This window comes from Desulfovulcanus sp., assembly GCF_982781345.1.
In genome coordinates, this window is record NZ_CEYAEZ010000025.1 from 15,574 (window position 1) to 33,586 (window position 18,013).

Consider the following 18,013-nt stretch of genomic DNA (forward strand, 5'->3'; position numbering starts at 1 on the left):
ACTTTTTACCGTTTCATCTGATGAGTCATCTGGAGCATCTGATCGGAGGTAGTAATGGCCTTGGCATTTATTTCATAGGCCCGCTGTCCCACAATCATATTCACCATCTCTTCTACCAAATCCACATTAGACATTTCCAGAAAACCCTGACTAATTGTCCCGACATTATTTTCGCCAGGCACGCCCTCAGTAGCCGCGCCCGAGGCCTCTGATTCTAAATACAAATTGCGTCCGATAGCTTTTAACCCTGCAGGATTAATAAATGTATACAGGGGAATATCTACTGCTGCCAGTTCATTTCCAGCCTTGTCCAAAGCGGCCATATGCCCGTTCTCTGTAACCACTATATTCTGCGTTTCCGCTGGCACATTAAACTCTGGTTGTAACGGATAACCATTGGCTGTAACCACTCGTCCCTCCTGGTCCAGCTTAAAAGACCCTGCTCGGGTATACGCTAGCTCGCCGTTAACCAAAACTTGAAAGAAACCATCCCCTTCAATGGCCAAGTCCAAAGGATTCCCAGTACTCTGATAATCTCCTTGAGAAAAAAGTTTGTGCACAGTTACCGGCCTGACTCCCATCCCTATCTGCATCCCTGTGGGAATGCGATCCCCAGACCGATTCTGCACTCCAGCTATTTTTAAATTCTGATACATCAAATCTTCGAACTCAGCCCTACTCTTTTTGAACCCAATAGTATTTATATTTGCCAAATTATTGGCAGTGACATCGATATTCAATTGCTGGGCCATCATACCCGATGCTGCTGTCCAGAGTGAACGCATCATGGCTTACTACTCCTTTGTCTGTCTGGTTTAAATTCTAACCTAAATCCCTTAGCCTTTTTGGCGATATTCCTGTATCCTGGAACAGGAATCGCACTTTAATAAGATTGAGTAGATGAGTGGATAGAGCAAAGTTTAATAGCAAATATTTATTATCCCATTAACCCATTATCCCGTTAACTCATCTACCCATTAACCCTCCAATTCACCAATTGACTTTATCTAACCGTTCCCACTTCCCTGATAACCTTTTGATCCTCCTCTTGCGATGAAACCATGATCTTTTCCAAAGACTCAAAACCTCGCATTGTACCAATCATTCTGACCATTTCTTCCACTATTTGAACATTAGAGTCCTCCAGGTAACCTTGCTTAAGCCAAGCCTTTTCAGCAGGCATCTCCGACATTTTTAAGTCTGGTTTTATCCGAAATAATTGCTGGCCCACCTTTTCCAATCCATTTAAATTCTTAAATGAAACCAGAGAAATATCGCCCACCACCTCACCTCTAACTACTACTTGGCCTTTTTCCGTGACCTCTACATTTGCATTCTCTGGAAGCTTTATAGGGCCGCCTTTACCAAGGAGCACAAAACCCTGGCCAGTAACTATGTACCCCGTGCGGTGGTCCCTCTGGAAGCGCCCATTTCTAGTATAGGCAATCTGCCCATCAGGGGTCCTGACCCGAAAAAATCCTTCTCCTTCAATGGCCAGGTCCAGTTTATTCCCGGTATACCGTAGGGGTCCCTGACCAAAATCAATTATACTTAAACCAATCCTTGTCTGGCCATAAAGCTTTGGCTTTGGCCATAAGATTTTGTCCTCCAGAGTCTCATTCGGATTTACATAGTCAGATACATAATGCTTAAACACATCCCGAAAAGACAACTTGTCCTTTTTAAAGCCTACTGTATTCACGTTGGCCAGGTTGTTGGTTATAATATTCATCCTGTAATCTTGAGTTAAAGCCCCAAACAGGGCAGTGTACATAGCTTGCTGCATAATTTACCTCCTCTTTTAAAAAATTAGCAAATACCAGACCAAATATTGAACCCCATCGCCTCCAGACCAGAAAAATCCGATTTTGACCCTTGACAAACACCTACTAATTAGCAATATAAGCCAACTTGTTACTTGAGCGGGTGTAGCTCAGCTGGTAGAGTACAAGCTTCCCAAGCTTGGTGTCGCGGGTTCGATCCCCGTCACCCGCTCCACTCCTGGTCAAAACAATTGGCCCTCAAGGCCTTAGTGGAGTGGACCTTAAGGTCCACTTTTTTTTTGAAAGCTGTATTTTTTTGAAAGCGGTAAATTTTATGGAACTAGAATGGATCAAAGAAAAGATCACCCAACTGGTTGAGGCTCAGTGTCAGCTGTTCGGACTTTCTCTATGGGGCATAGAGTTTGCCCCGGGTGCAGGCAAAAAACGAGGTTTGCTTAGAGTTTATGTGGATGCTCCACACGGCGTTAATATTGACCAGTGTGCCCAGCTCAGCCGAGAGTTAAGCGTTATTTTAGATGTAGAAGATATTATACCGGGTTCTTATAATCTAGAAATATCTTCTCCAGGCTTAAACCGTACCTTTTTTTCTTCGGAGCAATTAACAAATTATATTGGTCAAAAACTGAAAATTAAATTAATTAATCCTATTGACAACCGAAAAAATTTTTCTGGTACCCTGCAGGAAGTAAAGGGTAACATGTTTACTATTATCTCAGATTCAGGTGAGAAATGGCAATTCGACTTTGCCGATACGCAAAAGGTGCAATTAAAATTTGAGTTTAACGATTAAATATATATTATTATATAATTCCGGACTATATAAAGAGAGCGGAGGACAGCAATGGGTTTAGAGCTTAAAAAGGCCATTGACCAGATTAGCAAAGACAAAGGTATTGATCGGGATTTACTCGTGGATACCCTGGAAGAGGCAGTCCGGTCTTCAGTGGCCAAAAAATATGGTGATCATTTGGACATCGAGGTCAGTTACAATGAAGAAACCGGGGAAATTGATGTGTATCAATTCAAGATTGTTGTCCAGGATGTAAATGACCCGGATACAGAAATCTCCCTGGAAGAAGCCAAAAAACATGACCCCAATGTGCAGTTGGACGATGAATTGGGCTTCAAACTGAAGGTGGAAGACTTAGGCCGTATTGCTGCCCAATCTGCCAAACAGGTAATAATCCAGAGAATGCGCGATGCAGAACAGGAAATCATTTATGAAGAATATAAAGATCGAAAGGGAGAAATCATAAGTGGTATTATCCAACGCAGAGACAAGGAAGGCTGGATCATTAATTTAGGCCGAACAGAAGCGCTTTTGCCCAAAAACGAACAGATCCCAAAGGAAAGATATCGTCGTGGAGACAGAATCCAGGCTTTCATAATTGATGTACGCAAAGAAGGACGTGGCCCGCAAATCATTGTCTCCCGCTCTCATCCTGACTATCTGATTGCCCTGTTTCATCGCGAGGTTCCGGAGGTGGCTGACGGTACAGTCAAAATCATGGGAGCAGCTAGAGATCCGGGCAAACGAGCCAAAGTGGCTGTTATGACTCAAGATTTGGACGTGGATCCTGTTGGCGCTTGCGTAGGGGTCAAGGGCTCTCGTATCCATAATATTGTCCAGGAACTTAAAGGAGAAAGGATCGATATTGTTGTCTGGAGCCCGGATATAGCCACATATGCAGCCAATGCACTATCTCCGGCACGCATCTCCAAAATTTTCGTTGACGAAGAAGAAAAGACCCTAGAAGTGATTGTTCCTGATGATCAACTTACTCCGGCTATCGGCAAGAAGGGCCAGAATGTTAAACTTGCTTCTAAACTTTTGGGTTGGAAGATAGATGTATATACTGAGACCAGATATAATCAAATGAACGAGCATAAAAAAGTGCTCGAACAACTGGCTAGCGCTGCAGAAGTTTCAATGCAAGATTTTCTCCGGGCTGGTTTTGAATCCATGGACCAGTTAGCACAGGCCAGTGATGAAGAACTCCTGCAAATACCAGGGTTTAACCCGGACAAAGTCTCAGATTTAAGGGCAGCCATAAATCTTTTGAGACCGGATAAAGAAAAGAAAGAAGGGGAAGAATCAGAGGAGGATCCTTCATCTTTTTAGGATAACTTTAAAAAAATGAGCAAAGCTAGCAAACATATCCCTATTAGAACTTGTGTTATATGCCGGCAAAAATATCCCAAACACGAGCTTGTCCGATTCACCTGTCCACGGACAGGAAACGAGCTCCAAATTGATCCCACAGGGAAAAGCCCTGGGCGGGGCTTTTATGTTTGTCATAAAGAGAGATGCCAAAAAAATATATCCAAATTCAGGGGATGGCGAAATAAATGTAAGGGGGTAAGGCATGTCCAAAATGCGCGTTAGAGAGTTATCTGCAGAGCTTGGTATTTCCAACAAGGAATTGATTCAAATCCTGAGGGGACTGGACATTCATGTCAAAAGCCACATGAGCGGATTGACAGATGATGAAGTACAACGAGTCCGTGAGAAGATAAGCAAAGCGCCTCAGGAGACAGTTGTCCAAAGAAAAGCTGAGTCCGGAGTTATTGTTAGGCGTAGAAGAAAGCCCAAACCCAAGCCAGAACAGAAAGTAGAGCGTCCAAAAGAGGAAGAGAAAGCTCAGCCAGAACCTGAACTAAAAAGAGAGGTCACTGAAAAGCCAGCTCCAGAAACTGCTCCTGAAGTAACCTCAGCCAAAGAAGTTCGTCAAAAAATCGAGCCCCCACAAAAAGAACTTAAAAAAGCAGCCCCTGAAAAGCCTGAAAAAGTAGAAAAGAGTAAAGAAGAGTTAGACCAGAAAAAGAAAGAACTTAAACCGCGCAAAAAAGCCAGAAAAAAGTTTAAAAAGAAGAAGAAAGTCGTTGAGCCACAAGTCAGGGTTATTTCCAAGCCTGAGCCTCCTGTTGCTGAACCTTCAACAGAGCCTGAGGTAGAATCCGAACTCATGCCCAAAGCTGAAGTTAAAGAGGTAGTCCAGGTTCCAGTTGAAGAACAAAAAGAAGAAGGAAAGAAAAAACGTAAAAAGAAGAAAAAAGGAAAAAAACAAAAACGAGTTGTCGATTTTTCTGATTTCTATCACGATGAAGAAGAGGAAGACAAAAAGGCCAAAAAAAAGAAAAAAGCTGTCAAAACAGAAGAAAAAGGCCAAGGGAAAGCAAAAGCCAGGGCAAAAATAGAAAAGGAGGCTCCTAAAGAGCCTGCCAAACCAACTACCCAACCCATCAAGGCCTCCAAACGCAAAGTAAAAATTGACGAGGCAATCAGGGTGGCGGACATGGCCAAACAAATGGGAATCAAAGCCCAGGATATCATCAAAACTTTACTTTCTTTAGGCGTTATGGCCACCATTAACCAGTCTATTGACATTGAAACGGCAACCATTGTGGCAGCTGAATTTGGTTATGAAGTGGAAAAAGTGGGCTTTTCAGAAGATGAATTTCTCTTGCCCAAGGAAGAAGATAAGCCCGAAGATCTGCGTCCCAGGCCTCCGGTGGTGACAATTATGGGTCATGTAGACCATGGTAAAACTTCTCTCTTAGATGCTATTAGAAAGTCAAAAGTCACTGCAGAAGAAGCAGGTGGCATTACCCAGCACATTGGAGCCTACTACGTCTCCTCTCCAAAAGGAGATATTGTCTTTTTGGATACTCCGGGACACGAGGCTTTTACAGCCATGCGCGCCCGCGGAGCCGAGGTCACAGATATAGTTGTTCTGGTTGTAGCAGCTGATGACGGCGTTATGGAACAGACCAGAGAAGCCATAAACCACTCCAAAGCTGCTAATGTACCCATTGTCGTAGCTGTAAACAAAATCGACAAGGAAGGGGCCAATCCTGATCGGGTAAAAAGGGAGTTGGCTGAACTTGGGCTGGTCCCCGAAGATTGGGGTGGTGAAACCATATTTACTAATGTCTCAGCTAAAAAGAAAATTGGTATTGACGAACTTCTGGAAATGATTCTCTTGCAGGCTGAGGTATTAGAACTAAAGGCCAACCCAAACAAGCCGGCGCACGGGCACATAATAGAAGCCAGGTTGGATAAAGGGCGCGGCCCAGTTGGGACAGTCCTCATCCAGGGCGGTACTCTGCGCCAAGGAGATGCCTTTGTCTGTGGTCTTAAACATGGAAAAGTCAGAGCCATGTTCAATGATCAAGGCAAAAAAGTAAAAGAAGCAGGACCATCATTTCCTGTGGAAGTACAGGGTTTCGATGGCGTGCCAGAGGCCGGTGATGAGTTTGTAGTGGTCAAAGACGAGAAAGTTGCCAGACGCATTGCCGAGGCAAGGCAGGTCAAACAGAGGGAAAGGGAACTTGCTAAGGAAAATAAAATCACACTAGAGAGCTTACTTGCAGCCAAGATGGAAGGCGAAACCCAAACCCTCAATCTTGTTCTCAAGGCTGATGTCCAGGGCTCCCTGGAAGCCATTTCCGAAGCCTTGCGCAAACTATCCACCGATGAAATCAAGATTAATATCATCCACGGTGGAACAGGAGCTATTTCTGAATCTGATATCATGTTGGCTTCGGCTTCCTCTGCCATTATCATTGGTTTTAATGTCCGACCCACAGCAAAAGTCAAAGAAGTGGCTGAAAAGGAAAACGTAGAAATCAGATTCTATAACATCATTTATGATCTCGTTAATGACATCAAAGATGCCATGGCAGGCATGCTTGCTCCAATCATCAAGGAGCAATATCTTGGTCAGGCCGAAGTATTGCAAACCTTTACTGTCCCCAAAGTCGGCACAGTAGCTGGGTGTATGGTTGTAGACGGAAAACTAATGCGCAACGCCAAGGTCAGATTGCTCAGGAATGGAGTAGTTATCTATACTGGAAAATTAAGCTCTTTGAAAAGATTTAAAGATGATGTCAAAGAGGTACAAAAAGGATTTGAATGTGGTGTAGGTCTGGAAAACTACAATGACATCAAAGTTGGTGATGTAATCGAGGCCTTTGAAGAAGTAGAAGAAAAGGCGAAGTTGTAAATTTATTCCAAAGCGAAAGGCCAAGGCCTTAGTGTTTAGTTGATCGTTAAATAGTTAAATGGGTAGGTAGGTGTCCTCAACAAACTTAAAAACTTATATATAAAACTTAATACGTACCTCAAAAACTCAGAAAAATGTTGATTGGTTCATTAACCATTAAATTTAGATTATACGGTATTTTCTCTCTAAAAGGTAAACGGCAGATCACCAATAGCTTGAAGCAAAAGCTAAAAAATAAATTCAATGTGGCTGTTGCTGAGATTGAACATTTGGACAGTCTGGATTTCTTGACTTTGGGCATTGTCACCGTAGCCAATGAGACCAAAAGAGTAGAATCAATACTGAACAAGGCCCTGGCCATGATTGAGGCAATCAGTACCGACGAAATAATTGATGTGCATATGGAAGTATTTGGAGCGTAAAAGTAATGCGTAGAGCAACTTCAAGACGGGCCGCAAAACTGGCCGACATGATCATGCAGGAGTTGGCCAAAATTATGGTCGAGGACATTCAGGATCCTCGACTACAGCTCATAACTATAAGCGGAGTGCGTTTAAACCGGGATATGAGCGTGGCTGAAGTGCTCTATACCCATATTCATGGTCAATCCGATGAACTTGCCCAGGCTCTGAAGCACGCACGGGGTTTTTTACGTTCAAGTCTTGGACAAAACTTGCGCCTGCGTTTTGTACCTGAACTGCGCTTTGTTTGGGATACTTTTCTTGAGGAAATGGTCTATGACCAAAAATCTTGAGCAAATACTAACAGCTATAAAAGAAAACGACCATTTCCTGGTCACAGCCCATGCCAATCCAGATGGCGATGCTGTCGGAGCCATGGCTGCCATGGGCTATATTTTACAGACCCTGAAAAAAAACTTTGTTCTGTATAACGAGTCTGGACTACCGCAAAGGCTTGGCTGGTTAAAGCTGCCGGGACCAATCGTTCAGGAACTGCCCGAGCAAGAGCCTGAATGGTTAATCGTTCTTGATAGTGGAGATAGCAGTCGGCCTGGAGAAAAAATCAAAAACCTGATAACCAAGGTCAAAACCATCAATATTGACCATCACCTGGGCAATCCTAACTTTGGACTCATCAACTGGGTCGAGCCACGTTCTTCTTCGGTGGGAGAAATGGTGGCCCAAATAGCCAGAAAATTGGGAGTTCCTTTACGGGGTCCTCTGGCTGAGGCTATCTATCTGGCCATTGCTAGTGATACTGGCGGCTTTTCCTTTGGCAACACAACTCCAGAAGTTCTGGAACTTACAGCCCATCTCATTCGTCAAGGACTGGACTATGGCCTCGTGAATGCCCAGATGCAAAAACAGTGGACTATAAACAGGATCAAACTACAGGGCAAAGTTCTGCAGGGGACAGAGCTGCACTTTAATGACCAAATCGGCCTGATCACTATTACGGAAGAGATGTTCAAACAGACAGGCTCCACTGTTGAGGACTGCGAAGGGTTGGTAAACTACGTACGAAATATAAAAAGTGTTAAGGTGGCCATTAGTTTACGCGAAGATGGGGCAGAAAAGATTAAGTTCAGCCTCCGCTCATACGGCAAAATAGATGTACAACAGATGGCCAGCTCCTTAGGCGGGGGTGGACATAAAAATGCGTCCGGAGGGACATTGGAAATGTCCTTAAGCCAGGCCAAAGAAAAAGTTTTAGATACTGTGAGCAAATATTTGTCTAAATATGAATAACATTACTTCCTCTTTAACTCTCGACTCTCGAACCTCGACTCTTCCAAGTGGCGTGCTGGTTTTAAATAAACCCAAAGGGCCTACTTCTACTGCGTGTCTAAATAGAATTAAAAAAAGATTTAAACCAAAGAAAATCGGCCACGCCGGAACCTTGGATCCCTTAGCTCAAGGAGTTCTTCTGGTCTTATTCGGGCAGGCTACCAAGCTGGCTAATTATTTAGGCCAAGGCAAAAAAACCTATGCAGGGACCGTACGACTTGGCCTTGTCACTGATACCTATGATATTGAAGGGAAAATCGAAGCAGAACTTCCCTGGGACAATATCCGCGAGGAAGATGTTGTCCAGGAAATTCTGAACTGGAAAACTCTTCAAGAACAGGAGGTACCTCCGGTATCAGCGGCAAAATATAAAGGGAAACCACTTTATGTCCTAAAAAGGACTGGACAAAAGGTCCCTTTAAAGACAAAAGCAATAAAAATTTTTGAGGCACAAGTCATAGACATAGACTTGCCAGAAATAAATTTTCGGGTGACTTGCTCCCAGGGCACTTATATACGCTCCCTGGCCCACAGCCTGGGGAAGCGCTTAGGGTGCGGGGCTGTTCTAACCGAGCTCATCCGGGAAAAATGTCATCCTTTCGGGCTTGAACAAGCTTTTGACCTGGAGGACGTCTTAAAAGCGGAACAACTGGAACCTTTTATTTTGTCCATACCCAAGGCACTGTCTCATTGGCCACAGGCAACTGTTGCTACAGAGGCAGAAAAGCTCATCCGTCATGGACATGCCTTGGATCCGGAACTGGTTCCAGAGTTGCCACCAAAAAAAGATACCAGGGCACTGCTAATAAATGAAAAAGGACAGGAACTGGCTTTGGTTCAGGCCAAGTTAAAGGATGGGCGGCTTAGGTGGACCATTTTGCGCGGACTATGGGCGCAAAACTAGAATCTAAAACTCAAGGAGGATATTGCTGTGGTTATGACCCCTGAAGAAAAGGCAAAGATTATTGATGAGTTTAAGCAACATGACGGAGACACTGGTTCTCCAGAAGTACAGGTAGCTCTTTTAACCGCCAGGATTAAGTATCTGACCGAACACTTTAAAGTACATAAAAAAGACTACCATTCTCGCACCGGGCTTTTAAAACTGGTCGGTAAAAGAAGAAACCTGCTCAAGTACCTGAAAAATAAAGATATCGAAAGATATCGTAATCTCATCAAACGGTTAGGACTTAGAAAGTAGCAGGATGTCTGAGAAGAGTTTTGGGTTCTGAGTTTGCATGATGCGCTCTTCAGATTTTCATACTGATTTTTATCGAAACGGAATGTAAAATCTTGGACGCATATAAAAAAGTCAACTCAGAACTCAAAACTCAAAACTATAAACCCATAAAAAGAGAGCAAAAGTAGCCAAGCTAATTATTCTCACAAACTTAAGGACTTGAAAAAAATGGAACAGAATTTCGATTCATCTCGGGTAAGTGCACCTTATGGAAGCAGTGAAATCATCCTGGAAAGCGGAAAGCTAGCTTTACAGGCTGACGGTGCAGTTTGGGTCCAATGCGGTGACACCGTTGTTTTAGTTACTGCAGTTACCCAGACCCTTGACCGAGAAACAGACTTTATGCCCCTGGTAGTCAACTACCAGGAGATGTCTTATGCTGCCGGAAGAATCCCCGGCGGCTATTTCCGCAGGGAGATAGGTCGGCCCAGCGAACGGGAAACCCTTGTTTCTCGGCTTATCGACCGCCCTATTCGTCCCCTTTTCCCTGATGGCTTCCGCGATGAAGTACAAATAATTGCCACTGTCTTATCGGCAGATCCCCAATATGATCCCGATATACTGGCCTTGACCGGAGCCTCTGCGGCTTTACACATTTCAAAAATTCCTTTTTCTGGCCCGATTGCTGGCGCTAGAATCGGATATATTAATGGACAATTTGTTCTGAACCCCACACAAGACCTGATCCAGCAAAGTAAACTGAATCTGGTTCTTGCTGCTACCAGAGACGGTGTGGTTATGGTTGAAGGAGGAGCCAGATTCCTTCCCGAAAACCTCCTGGCTGAAGCCATTGAGTGGGGACATGAAAAAATACTCCCCGTAATAGAGGCTCAGGAAACTCTTCGCCAGAGATGTGGTCAGGAAAAACTGAAATTTACTCCTCCTGAGCTAGATGAAGATCTGAAAAATACTGTACGGGAGTTGGCTTATTCAGATTTAAGTAAGGCTCTGGAAGTCCCTGAAAAGCTTCCTCGCAAACAGGCTAAAAAAGAAGTCTACAACCAAGTCATAGAAGCCCTGACAGAAAAATTTTCTGAAGAATCAGACGCTACCGCTAAACTTAGTATGGTTTCTACTATATTGGAAGAACTGGAAAAAGAGATTGTACGCAAAAAGATCAAGGAATCAGGAATCAGAATTGATGGGCGAGATTTAACAACTGTCAGGCCTCTAACAATTGAAGTGGGAATATTACCTCGGACCCATGGCTCAGCTATTTTTGCTCGGGGAGAAACAAAAGTTCTATGTATCGCTACGTTGGGCAGCACCACTGATGAACAGCGCATTGAAACTTTGGCTGGAGATAGCGTAAAAAGATTTATGCTCCACTACAACTTCCCTCCTTATTGCGTGGGCGAAGTAAAGATGTTGCGGGGACCATCGAGGCGAGAAATCGGACATGGAGCTCTGGCTGAACGGGCTCTCTCGCCTATTCTACCATCTGCAGAAGAGTTTCCTTTTACTTTAAGAATCGTTTCGGAAGTCATGGAAAGCAACGGTTCATCATCCATGGCCACTGTATGCGGGAGCAGCCTGGCTTTAATGGATGCAGGCGTCCCCATTAAAGAACCAGTAGCCGGGATTGCAATGGGACTGATTAAGGAAAACGAGGATTATTTTATTCTCACTGATATACTGGGCGATGAGGACCATCTGGGCGATATGGACTTTAAAGTGGCTGGGACTAAGGATGGGGTCACGGCTATTCAAATGGATATCAAAATTTCCGGCATCCCCTCTGAAATCATGGCCAAAGCCTTAGCCCAAGCCAAGGATGCCCGGCTGCACATTCTGGAAGCCATGAACAAGGTCCTGGACAAACCCAGAACAGAGCTTTCACCTTATGCACCTAAGATGGGAGTGATCTATGTGGAGCCGGAGAAAATAAAAGATGTTATTGGACCATCCGGCAAAAACATCAAGGCCATTACTGCTACTACCAACGCCTCTGTTGACATTGAAGATACAGGAAAAATCACCATCTTTGCACCTTCGCAAAAGGCGCTGGATGAAACTATTGAAATGATCCTGTTTTTCAATCAAAAACCAGAACTAGGCAAAAACTACGAGGGCCTGGTGAAGAAAATTCTTGACTTCGGGGCAGTAGTGGAAATCCTGCCTGGAGTGGACGGTCTAGTGCATATCTCCCAACTAGCGAAAGAAAGAGTCGAGAACGTCTCTGATCTGCTAAAGGTAGGAGACAGGGTTAAGGTAAAGGTAATTGAAATTGAAGACAATGGCCGGATCCGCCTGAGTCGTTCAGCTGTCATTCAGGAGGAGAACGGTGAAAAAGTAGACCTTTCTTCTTTTGCCCGCCCAAGTCGTTCTGGACCATCGCGAAAACGAGGCGATCGAACTAAATCACGTTTTAAACGATAAAAAAGGTGGGGGGCACAGCCCCCTTTTTTTTGTCGTTACCTTTTCAATTTGTTTCATAACAAAACACTAACAAGAATATACCTTTTCATTATGTTTCACCTGCGACCCGTACCTGCTTTAACATATTAAAACAACATACTATTTTTCTTGGCACCATCCTTGCTGTATACCAAATTGGTTTGAGAAAAATTTAACAAAAAAAAACGTTGGTTAGCATGGCTAAAAGAATCTTTCTTATCGAATCTAACAACCTCTTTTTGCAAAAGTTAATTTTTAGACTCAAAGAAAAGGGGTTCGATATTTTCCATGCTCAAAACTTTGAAAATATCCTGGAGGAACTTTGGCAATCCAAGGCAAAAGCAGTCATCCTCGACTTACATGGTTTACAAAATAAGGGTTTGGAAATCATAAAAAAAATCAAAAAAAAATTACCCCTTGTTCCAATAATTGTTATTAACGATACCGAACACATTCACCTGTCCATCAAAGCCATGCAAATGGGGGTTTTTGATGATCTATACACTCCGTTTGACCTAAATAAGTTAATCAAGCTGATTAATGAGGCATTAGATAAATAGGCCAGTCATGCAAAAAAATTGTTTATATAAAATATTAAATTTAAAATGTTTCAGATTGTAAAATATTCCATATTTTTCCAATGAGATAAAATTCTATATTTTAATTGACCAATTTTAAAAATTTTAAAACCGAATCGTAGACATCTTGATTTTAGTAGACGCATCAATCTAGTCCAACATCATAATGCTAAAGTAATTAAAGATTCAACATTTGGAATCCAAAATTATCCGCAAAAACGATCCTTTTGCTGAAATATAAGGAGATAAATATGAGACGAACTTTTGTTCAAGACATCATGATCCCTAAAGACGAGTATATTCATGTCACAGAAGATACTACTCTTTATGAGGCGATTTTAAAGCTCAAGCAGCAACACATAAAAACTAAGGGAAAAATCCACACAACCATCATTGTAGTCGATAAACAAGGTAAGGTAGTTTCACAGTTGACTATTCTGGATGTTCTACGAGGAGTAGAGCCAAAATACAGAGAAATCTCTGACCTAGATCTGTCACGATTTGGTTATAGTACAGATTTTATGGAGTCTATTTTAAAAACTCATGAACTCTGGGCACACCCTCTGGAAGAGCTATGCAAAAAAGTACCGCAAACTTTAATCAAAAACATAATGCGTCCATTAGAGAAATCTGAAACCATATCTGCCACCACCACCTTGGACAAAGCCGCACACCAAATGATTTTGAACCACTGTCACGCTCTGATCGTTTTCAATGAGCAAGGTCACTTTATCGGTCTGCTCAGGTCCATTGATTTATTCAATCTTGTCTCCTCTATTATTGAAAACTGTACACTACCAGAAAATTAATAGGGAGGTTTAATAGATGACAGCGCAAAGCTTGGACAACAAATTTGATTGGAAACGAGTACTTTTTATTTTTCTTGGCATTGCCCTGTTCACTATTGTTTACCAGTCACCGCAATGGCCCGATGCCATTGACCCTTTCGGTAAGCATTTTCCACTGTCTCGAGAAGGTAAAGGCGCAATAGCCGTATTTTTGCTCGCCGGAACCTGGTGGGTCTTTGAAGTTGTGCCTATTGGTGTGACTAGTCTGGCCATCGGGGTCTTGCAGGCCATGTTTCTTATCCGTCCAGCTAAGGTGGCTTTCAAGGATTTTATGGATCCATCAGTCTTGTTTATCTTTGCCTCGTTAATCATCGGCACTGTATTCACCAAGACAGGCCTAACCAAAAGACTGGCCTATAAAATGCTGATGATTGTGGGCGAAAGGACAAGCATGATCTACTTGGGGTGCTTTGTGGTCACAGCAGCCATGACCCATTTCATGGCCCACACTGCTGTAGCTGCCACCATCTATCCCCTTCTTCTGGCCATTTATTCTCTATATGGCGAAGGCAACAAGCCAACAAAATTCGGTAAGGGTCTATTCATGGGTATGGCTTATGTGGCCGGTGCTGGAAGTATCGTCACCCTGCTTGGTGCTGCCCGCGGTGCTGTGGCTCTCGGTTTTTTTAACGAAATAGTGAACAAGGACGTAACCTTCTTCCAGCTTACCTATTACATGGCCCCTATTGGCTGGCTCATGACCTTTTTACTCTGGGGATTTTTCATGATTTTTCTAAAACCGGAAAAAGACAGAATCCCCGGTCTTCGAGAGAAGGCTAAAGAACTCAACGCCCAGCTAGGCCCAATTACCAGAGACGAAATTATTGCCGGGATAATCGTTATTGGCGTAATTGTGGTCATGTCCTTGCGCTCATTTATTCCAGAACTAAAGGCCATTGATAAAACAGCCATCATCCTGCTTTCTACCATCTTATTCTTCATACTTCGCATCCTGGACATCAAAGATCTTGAAGAAGTACCTTGGAACATCATCCTCCTCTTTGCCGGCGCCATGAGTATTGGTTTTTGTCTCTGGGAAACCGGGGCAGCCAAGTGGCTAGCCGTTAACTGGTTGAACATGTTTAAGGAATCTCACTGGTTTATTTTTGTCATGAGTATTGCATTCTTTGTCATGCTCATGACAAATTTTATCATGAACGTGGCAGCAATTGCCATTTCCCTGCCTGTAGCCTTAGTCATTGCCCCTTACCTTGGTGTAGCTCCTGATGTTATCCTTTATGCATCATTAGTTGCCGCTGGTATGCCATTCCTTTTCTTGGTTGGCGCCGCACCTAATGCCATTGCTTACGACTCAAAACAATTTACAACCGGAGAGTTCTTCTTGTATGGAATTCCCGCCAGTATATTACTGATGATTGTCGTTGGACTGGCGGTTTATGTACTATGGCCAATAATGGGTATGCCCGTAACAACCGGATAAAACAAAATGCAGGTGACGGTACGTAAAACCGCTCCCTGTCAAAAAGGAGGTATTATGAACAACAGCAGCCTAACAAAGTTAATGCATCGCATCATCAATCGAATTAATGTTAACCTACGTGAACCTAGTTTTGACTGCAGTAAATACATCCTGGAGACCATTCCCATTGAGCAATTCTCAAAGTTTTATGCCTTTTACGGCCTTTCCTTAAGACATCCACTACATTTTTATTTCTTTAATTCCAGTCTCGCTGGTAGTTATTTTCTAGGAAAATGTACTGTTGAACACTCTATACTATATAAAACAGACGTTCGCGGTGACGAACTGAAAACCAAAGGCGAGTCTTTTCGGGTAGATGGGATAGATATCCCTTTACACAAAGATGAGGAGATCAAAATCCGGGATAGCTTCCTCATTAAAACCCTTATTCATAGTTTTTCCCATGATCCGGAAGAGCCAGAAGAGTTCTGGATAAAAAATACCTTGTCCATGCACTATGCCAATATTCACGGCGCTCCTGTAGAAGGATCATTCATTGCCCCGTTTGCCACCGTTGACCTGACCACTGTCCATGACTGTATCATTAGCAATTATGCCTATGTCCAGGTAGGAGAACTTGCTCACCACTGGGTAGAACCAGGTCTAATCTGGGTACGTTCGGAAGGAAATTTCGATTTCCGTTATCGTTTCCAACTGGAAAGTTTAAAGACCTATATCAGCTTAAAGCCTGGAGAACAGCCTAAGGGAATTCTCATAGACTTTGTTGAAAGCCGGAAAAAAGACTTTGAAGATATTTTTGAACATGTCCCGTCCGGAGCCCTTCCATCAGCTAAGGGAGCTTCAGTCAGTCCCTATGCCGTGGTTAAAGGGGATGTGCAAATCGGTGAAAATGTTCTTGTAGCACAAAGGGCCTATCTGGAAAATGCTTTTCTTGGCAAAGGCTCCAATGCCCAGGAAAACTGTTATATTATAAATTCAACTCTTGAAGGCAACAATATTACTGCCCACGGCGGCAAAGTCATCCATACCAAGCTCGGACAAAACATCTTTGTCGGATTCAACTCCTTTGTCTGTGGAAAAAAAGATGCCCCTATCACAATCGGTGAGGGAAGCATTGTCATGCCCCATTGTATTATTGATGCCCAAGAACCACTGGAGATACCGGCCAACCATCTCATTTGGGGACTTATTCGCTCCCGGGAAGACTTAAAAAACCATATCATTGATCTGGATGAGCTTGCCAAGGTTGACAGCAAAATAGAAAAAGGAGCCATGATTTTTCAAGGCAATGGCAAAGCATTTGTTGAGGGCTTTAAACACCGCCTGGAACATATATTAGAGGCCAATGGCGCTTTTTATGACGGCAAAAATGGAGAGGGGCATGCCCAAAAAGGACAGGATATTACTTTTAATATTATCCAGCCCTATCCAGACGGGCCTTTAAAGGGACTATATCCAACCCTAGACATAAAGCACCTGGAGATTAGTTGAGCGACTTAATTGGGTTGAGTAGGTAAGGGAGTTAATTTGAAGAATTGCCTCACTACCCCACTACTCAACCATTTACCCACTCAACTGTTCATTTAACCTACAACCCCTTGGAGGAGAAGATGTTAATCTCAAAAATCATGCGCACCAATCTGGTGCTAGTCAGCCCAAATTGTGACTTTGAAACACTAATGTGTAAAATAGCTGAACTAGCTCCCAGACAAGTATATGTTGTTGATGACGAATTGAAACTAAAAGGAATTATTACAGGTTATGACCTCCTAAAGGTCGTTTTACCAAGCTATATTGATTCCAATCTGCTCCGCTCCCTTAGTGACAGTGATGACTTTTTAAAAAAATGTATAAAAGCTGCTAGAAGTAAAACAGCTAAAGAAATTATGTTCACTGAGTTTACAGCATTGAGGCCTACAGACCATGCCATGGAAGCAGAAGCTCTGATTGTGGAAAAGAGAATAAATGCCCTCCCAGTACTGGATGAAGATGGCGTACTACTGGGTGAAGTCCATCGACGAGACATTTTAAACTATATGGTCAAAACCTGTTTAAACTGTAATCTTAAAAAACTACAAACAGTTGACCTAGCCAAGATAAAAACAGAAGAAGATAAAAAAAAATATCTGTATAATCTCCAAAACGAAGGAAATAATGACTAAAGTTGATCTATATGAAATGAAAAGTTTTATAAATTCTGGTAAAGTTCAAAACTTAATTTACAAAAAGAACTATGCAACTAATCTCCAAGATTCATTTTTTTAAACCGCCAAGGCTCAATTACATAAGCATCAAAATTGCAAAAAACGGGAGGAAATAAATGTTTTGGACGGCGACCTTAATCTTTGTCATTTCTTATGCGGTAATTGTATCTGAAAAGGTACATAAAACCAAGGTGGCGCTGTTTGGAGCTGCCCTGGTTTTAATTACAAAAATTCTTTTGCAACATGAAGCCCTGCACGACATTGAACTGGGTGTAGACTGGAATGTTATCTTTTTGCTCATTTCAATGATGATCATCATCAATGTTATGACCAAAACAGGGGTTTTTCAATACGTAGCCATCAAATCTGCCAAGGTAGCCAAAGGAGAACCATATACCATAATGGCCATCTTTGCCGTGATTACTGCCATTGGTTCGGCCTTTCTGGACAATGTAACTACTGTTCTTCTTCTGGCTCCGGTAACCCTGTTAATTGCAGAGCAACTGGAAGTGGACCCGGTCCCTTACCTGATTACCGAAGTCCTGGCTTCAAATATTGGCGGGACTGCCACGTTGATTGGTGACCCCCCAAACATCATGATCGCATCTAAAGCGGGGCTGAACTTTATGGACTTTATTATCCACCTAACTCCGGCCGTTATCATCATCTTTATTATCTGGATGCTTTGCTGGAAAATCATTTTTGGCAAGCATCTTCATGTTAAGCAGGAAAACAGAGACCGCGTCATGGCCATGAATGAAAACGAG

The 18,013-nt window shown here is 42.9% G+C and carries 18 protein-coding genes and 1 tRNA gene; 17 read left to right on the forward strand and 2 right to left on the reverse strand.

Annotated elements, in window-relative coordinates; all coding sequences use genetic code 11:
• Positions 1-5 precede the first annotated feature (5 nt).
• Both flgG and flgF read right to left on the reverse strand, forming a co-directional pair.
• On the reverse strand, positions 6-788 hold the full coding sequence (gene flgG / locus AC3WVG_RS05690; protein WP_488797204.1) for a flagellar basal-body rod protein FlgG: 783 nt from the start codon (positions 786-788) through the stop codon (positions 6-8).
• Positions 789-1,003: 215 nt separating this feature from the next.
• On the reverse strand, positions 1,004-1,786 hold the full coding sequence (gene flgF / locus AC3WVG_RS05695; RefSeq protein WP_488797205.1) for a flagellar basal-body rod protein FlgF: 783 nt from the start codon (positions 1,784-1,786) through the stop codon (positions 1,004-1,006).
• 136 nt (positions 1,787-1,922) lie between these two features.
• Between flgF and AC3WVG_RS05700 the strand changes: the two genes are divergently transcribed.
• The 17 genes from AC3WVG_RS05700 to AC3WVG_RS05780 form a co-directional block, all read left to right on the forward strand.
• Positions 1,923-1,998: transfer RNA gene (locus AC3WVG_RS05700), tRNA-Gly, on the forward strand.
• Positions 1,999-2,097: 99 nt separating this feature from the next.
• A complete protein-coding gene (rimP, locus tag AC3WVG_RS05705; protein WP_488797206.1) occupies positions 2,098-2,574 on the forward strand; it encodes a ribosome maturation factor RimP in 477 nt (158 codons plus the stop codon).
• Between the two features lie 51 nt (positions 2,575-2,625).
• Complete coding sequence (gene nusA / locus AC3WVG_RS05710) at positions 2,626-3,906, forward strand: transcription termination factor NusA (RefSeq protein WP_488797207.1); 1,281 nt, start codon at positions 2,626-2,628, stop codon at positions 3,904-3,906.
• 15 nt (positions 3,907-3,921) lie between these two features.
• On the forward strand, positions 3,922-4,170 hold the full coding sequence (locus tag AC3WVG_RS05715; RefSeq protein ID WP_488797208.1) for a YlxR family protein: 249 nt from the start codon (positions 3,922-3,924) through the stop codon (positions 4,168-4,170).
• Entirely contained in the window at positions 4,151-6,790 is a 2,640-nt protein-coding gene (infB, locus tag AC3WVG_RS05720; protein ID WP_488797209.1) for a translation initiation factor IF-2, read from the forward strand. The genes AC3WVG_RS05715 and infB overlap by 20 nt, the downstream gene beginning before the upstream one ends.
• 134 nt (positions 6,791-6,924) lie before the next feature.
• A complete protein-coding gene (locus tag AC3WVG_RS05725; RefSeq protein WP_488797210.1) occupies positions 6,925-7,212 on the forward strand; it encodes a DUF503 domain-containing protein in 288 nt (95 codons plus the stop codon).
• A gap of 5 nt (positions 7,213-7,217) precedes the next feature.
• Positions 7,218-7,544, forward strand: a complete 327-nt coding sequence (gene rbfA / locus AC3WVG_RS05730; protein ID WP_488797211.1) for a 30S ribosome-binding factor RbfA — start codon at positions 7,218-7,220, stop codon at positions 7,542-7,544.
• A complete protein-coding gene (locus tag AC3WVG_RS05735) occupies positions 7,528-8,499 on the forward strand; it encodes a DHH family phosphoesterase (protein ID WP_488797212.1) in 972 nt (323 codons plus the stop codon). Before rbfA ends, AC3WVG_RS05735 begins: the two co-directional genes overlap by 17 nt.
• Complete coding sequence (truB, locus tag AC3WVG_RS05740) at positions 8,492-9,442, forward strand: tRNA pseudouridine(55) synthase TruB (RefSeq protein ID WP_488797213.1); 951 nt, start codon at positions 8,492-8,494, stop codon at positions 9,440-9,442. Before AC3WVG_RS05735 ends, truB begins: the two co-directional genes overlap by 8 nt.
• A gap of 27 nt (positions 9,443-9,469) precedes the next feature.
• Positions 9,470-9,739, forward strand: coding sequence for a 30S ribosomal protein S15 (rpsO, locus tag AC3WVG_RS05745; protein ID WP_252380921.1), 270 nt, complete (start codon positions 9,470-9,472; stop codon positions 9,737-9,739).
• A gap of 207 nt (positions 9,740-9,946) precedes the next feature.
• Positions 9,947-12,157, forward strand: a complete 2,211-nt coding sequence (gene pnp / locus AC3WVG_RS05750) for a polyribonucleotide nucleotidyltransferase (protein WP_488797214.1) — start codon at positions 9,947-9,949, stop codon at positions 12,155-12,157.
• 215 nt (positions 12,158-12,372) lie between these two features.
• Positions 12,373-12,735 carry a response regulator gene (locus AC3WVG_RS05755; protein WP_488797215.1) on the forward strand — a complete coding sequence of 121 codons (363 nt, stop codon included), beginning with the start codon at positions 12,373-12,375 and terminating at the stop codon, positions 12,733-12,735.
• A gap of 269 nt (positions 12,736-13,004) precedes the next feature.
• On the forward strand, positions 13,005-13,562 hold the full coding sequence (locus AC3WVG_RS05760; protein WP_488797216.1) for a CBS domain-containing protein: 558 nt from the start codon (positions 13,005-13,007) through the stop codon (positions 13,560-13,562).
• Positions 13,563-13,578: 16 nt separating this feature from the next.
• On the forward strand, positions 13,579-15,042 hold the full coding sequence (locus AC3WVG_RS05765) for an SLC13 family permease (RefSeq protein WP_488797217.1): 1,464 nt from the start codon (positions 13,579-13,581) through the stop codon (positions 15,040-15,042).
• A gap of 54 nt (positions 15,043-15,096) precedes the next feature.
• Positions 15,097-16,533 (forward strand): transferase, encoded by a 1,437-nt coding sequence (locus tag AC3WVG_RS05770; protein WP_488797218.1) that lies wholly within the window; start codon positions 15,097-15,099, stop codon positions 16,531-16,533.
• Between the two features lie 119 nt (positions 16,534-16,652).
• The gene (locus tag AC3WVG_RS05775) at positions 16,653-17,204 is read left to right on the forward strand and encodes a CBS domain-containing protein (protein WP_488797219.1); all 552 of its coding nucleotides are present in this window, start codon (positions 16,653-16,655) and stop codon (positions 17,202-17,204) included.
• A 158-nt stretch (positions 17,205-17,362) separates the two neighbouring features.
• On the forward strand, positions 17,363-18,013 hold a 651-nt coding region (locus AC3WVG_RS05780; protein ID WP_488797220.1), incomplete at its 3' end, for an SLC13 family permease.

What these genes read in the sequence shown, in the direction of transcription:
- AC3WVG_RS05735 (WP_488797212.1), top strand. Translation starts at nt 7,528, where the DNA reads ATGACCAAAAATCTTGAGCAAATACTAACAGCTATAAAAGAAAACGAC.
- rbfA (WP_488797211.1), top strand. Translation starts at nt 7,218, where the DNA reads ATGCGTAGAGCAACTTCAAGACGGGCCGCAAAACTGGCCGACATGATC.
- AC3WVG_RS05755 (WP_488797215.1), top strand. Translation starts at nt 12,373, where the DNA reads ATGGCTAAAAGAATCTTTCTTATCGAATCTAACAACCTCTTTTTGCAA.
- flgG (WP_488797204.1), bottom strand. Translation starts at nt 788, where the DNA reads ATGATGCGTTCACTCTGGACAGCAGCATCGGGTATGATGGCCCAGCAA.
- AC3WVG_RS05775 (WP_488797219.1), top strand. Translation starts at nt 16,653, where the DNA reads ATGTTAATCTCAAAAATCATGCGCACCAATCTGGTGCTAGTCAGCCCA.
- AC3WVG_RS05715 (WP_488797208.1), top strand. Translation starts at nt 3,922, where the DNA reads ATGAGCAAAGCTAGCAAACATATCCCTATTAGAACTTGTGTTATATGC.
- infB (WP_488797209.1), top strand. Translation starts at nt 4,151, where the DNA reads ATGTCCAAAATGCGCGTTAGAGAGTTATCTGCAGAGCTTGGTATTTCC.
- pnp (WP_488797214.1), top strand. Translation starts at nt 9,947, where the DNA reads ATGGAACAGAATTTCGATTCATCTCGGGTAAGTGCACCTTATGGAAGC.
- nusA (WP_488797207.1), top strand. Translation starts at nt 2,626, where the DNA reads ATGGGTTTAGAGCTTAAAAAGGCCATTGACCAGATTAGCAAAGACAAA.
- flgF (WP_488797205.1), bottom strand. Translation starts at nt 1,786, where the DNA reads ATGCAGCAAGCTATGTACACTGCCCTGTTTGGGGCTTTAACTCAAGAT.
- AC3WVG_RS05725 (WP_488797210.1), top strand. Translation starts at nt 6,925, where the DNA reads ATGTTGATTGGTTCATTAACCATTAAATTTAGATTATACGGTATTTTC.
- AC3WVG_RS05760 (WP_488797216.1), top strand. Translation starts at nt 13,005, where the DNA reads ATGAGACGAACTTTTGTTCAAGACATCATGATCCCTAAAGACGAGTAT.
- AC3WVG_RS05765 (WP_488797217.1), top strand. Translation starts at nt 13,579, where the DNA reads ATGACAGCGCAAAGCTTGGACAACAAATTTGATTGGAAACGAGTACTT.
- truB (WP_488797213.1), top strand. Translation starts at nt 8,492, where the DNA reads ATGAATAACATTACTTCCTCTTTAACTCTCGACTCTCGAACCTCGACT.
- AC3WVG_RS05770 (WP_488797218.1), top strand. Translation starts at nt 15,097, where the DNA reads ATGAACAACAGCAGCCTAACAAAGTTAATGCATCGCATCATCAATCGA.
- rimP (WP_488797206.1), top strand. Translation starts at nt 2,098, where the DNA reads ATGGAACTAGAATGGATCAAAGAAAAGATCACCCAACTGGTTGAGGCT.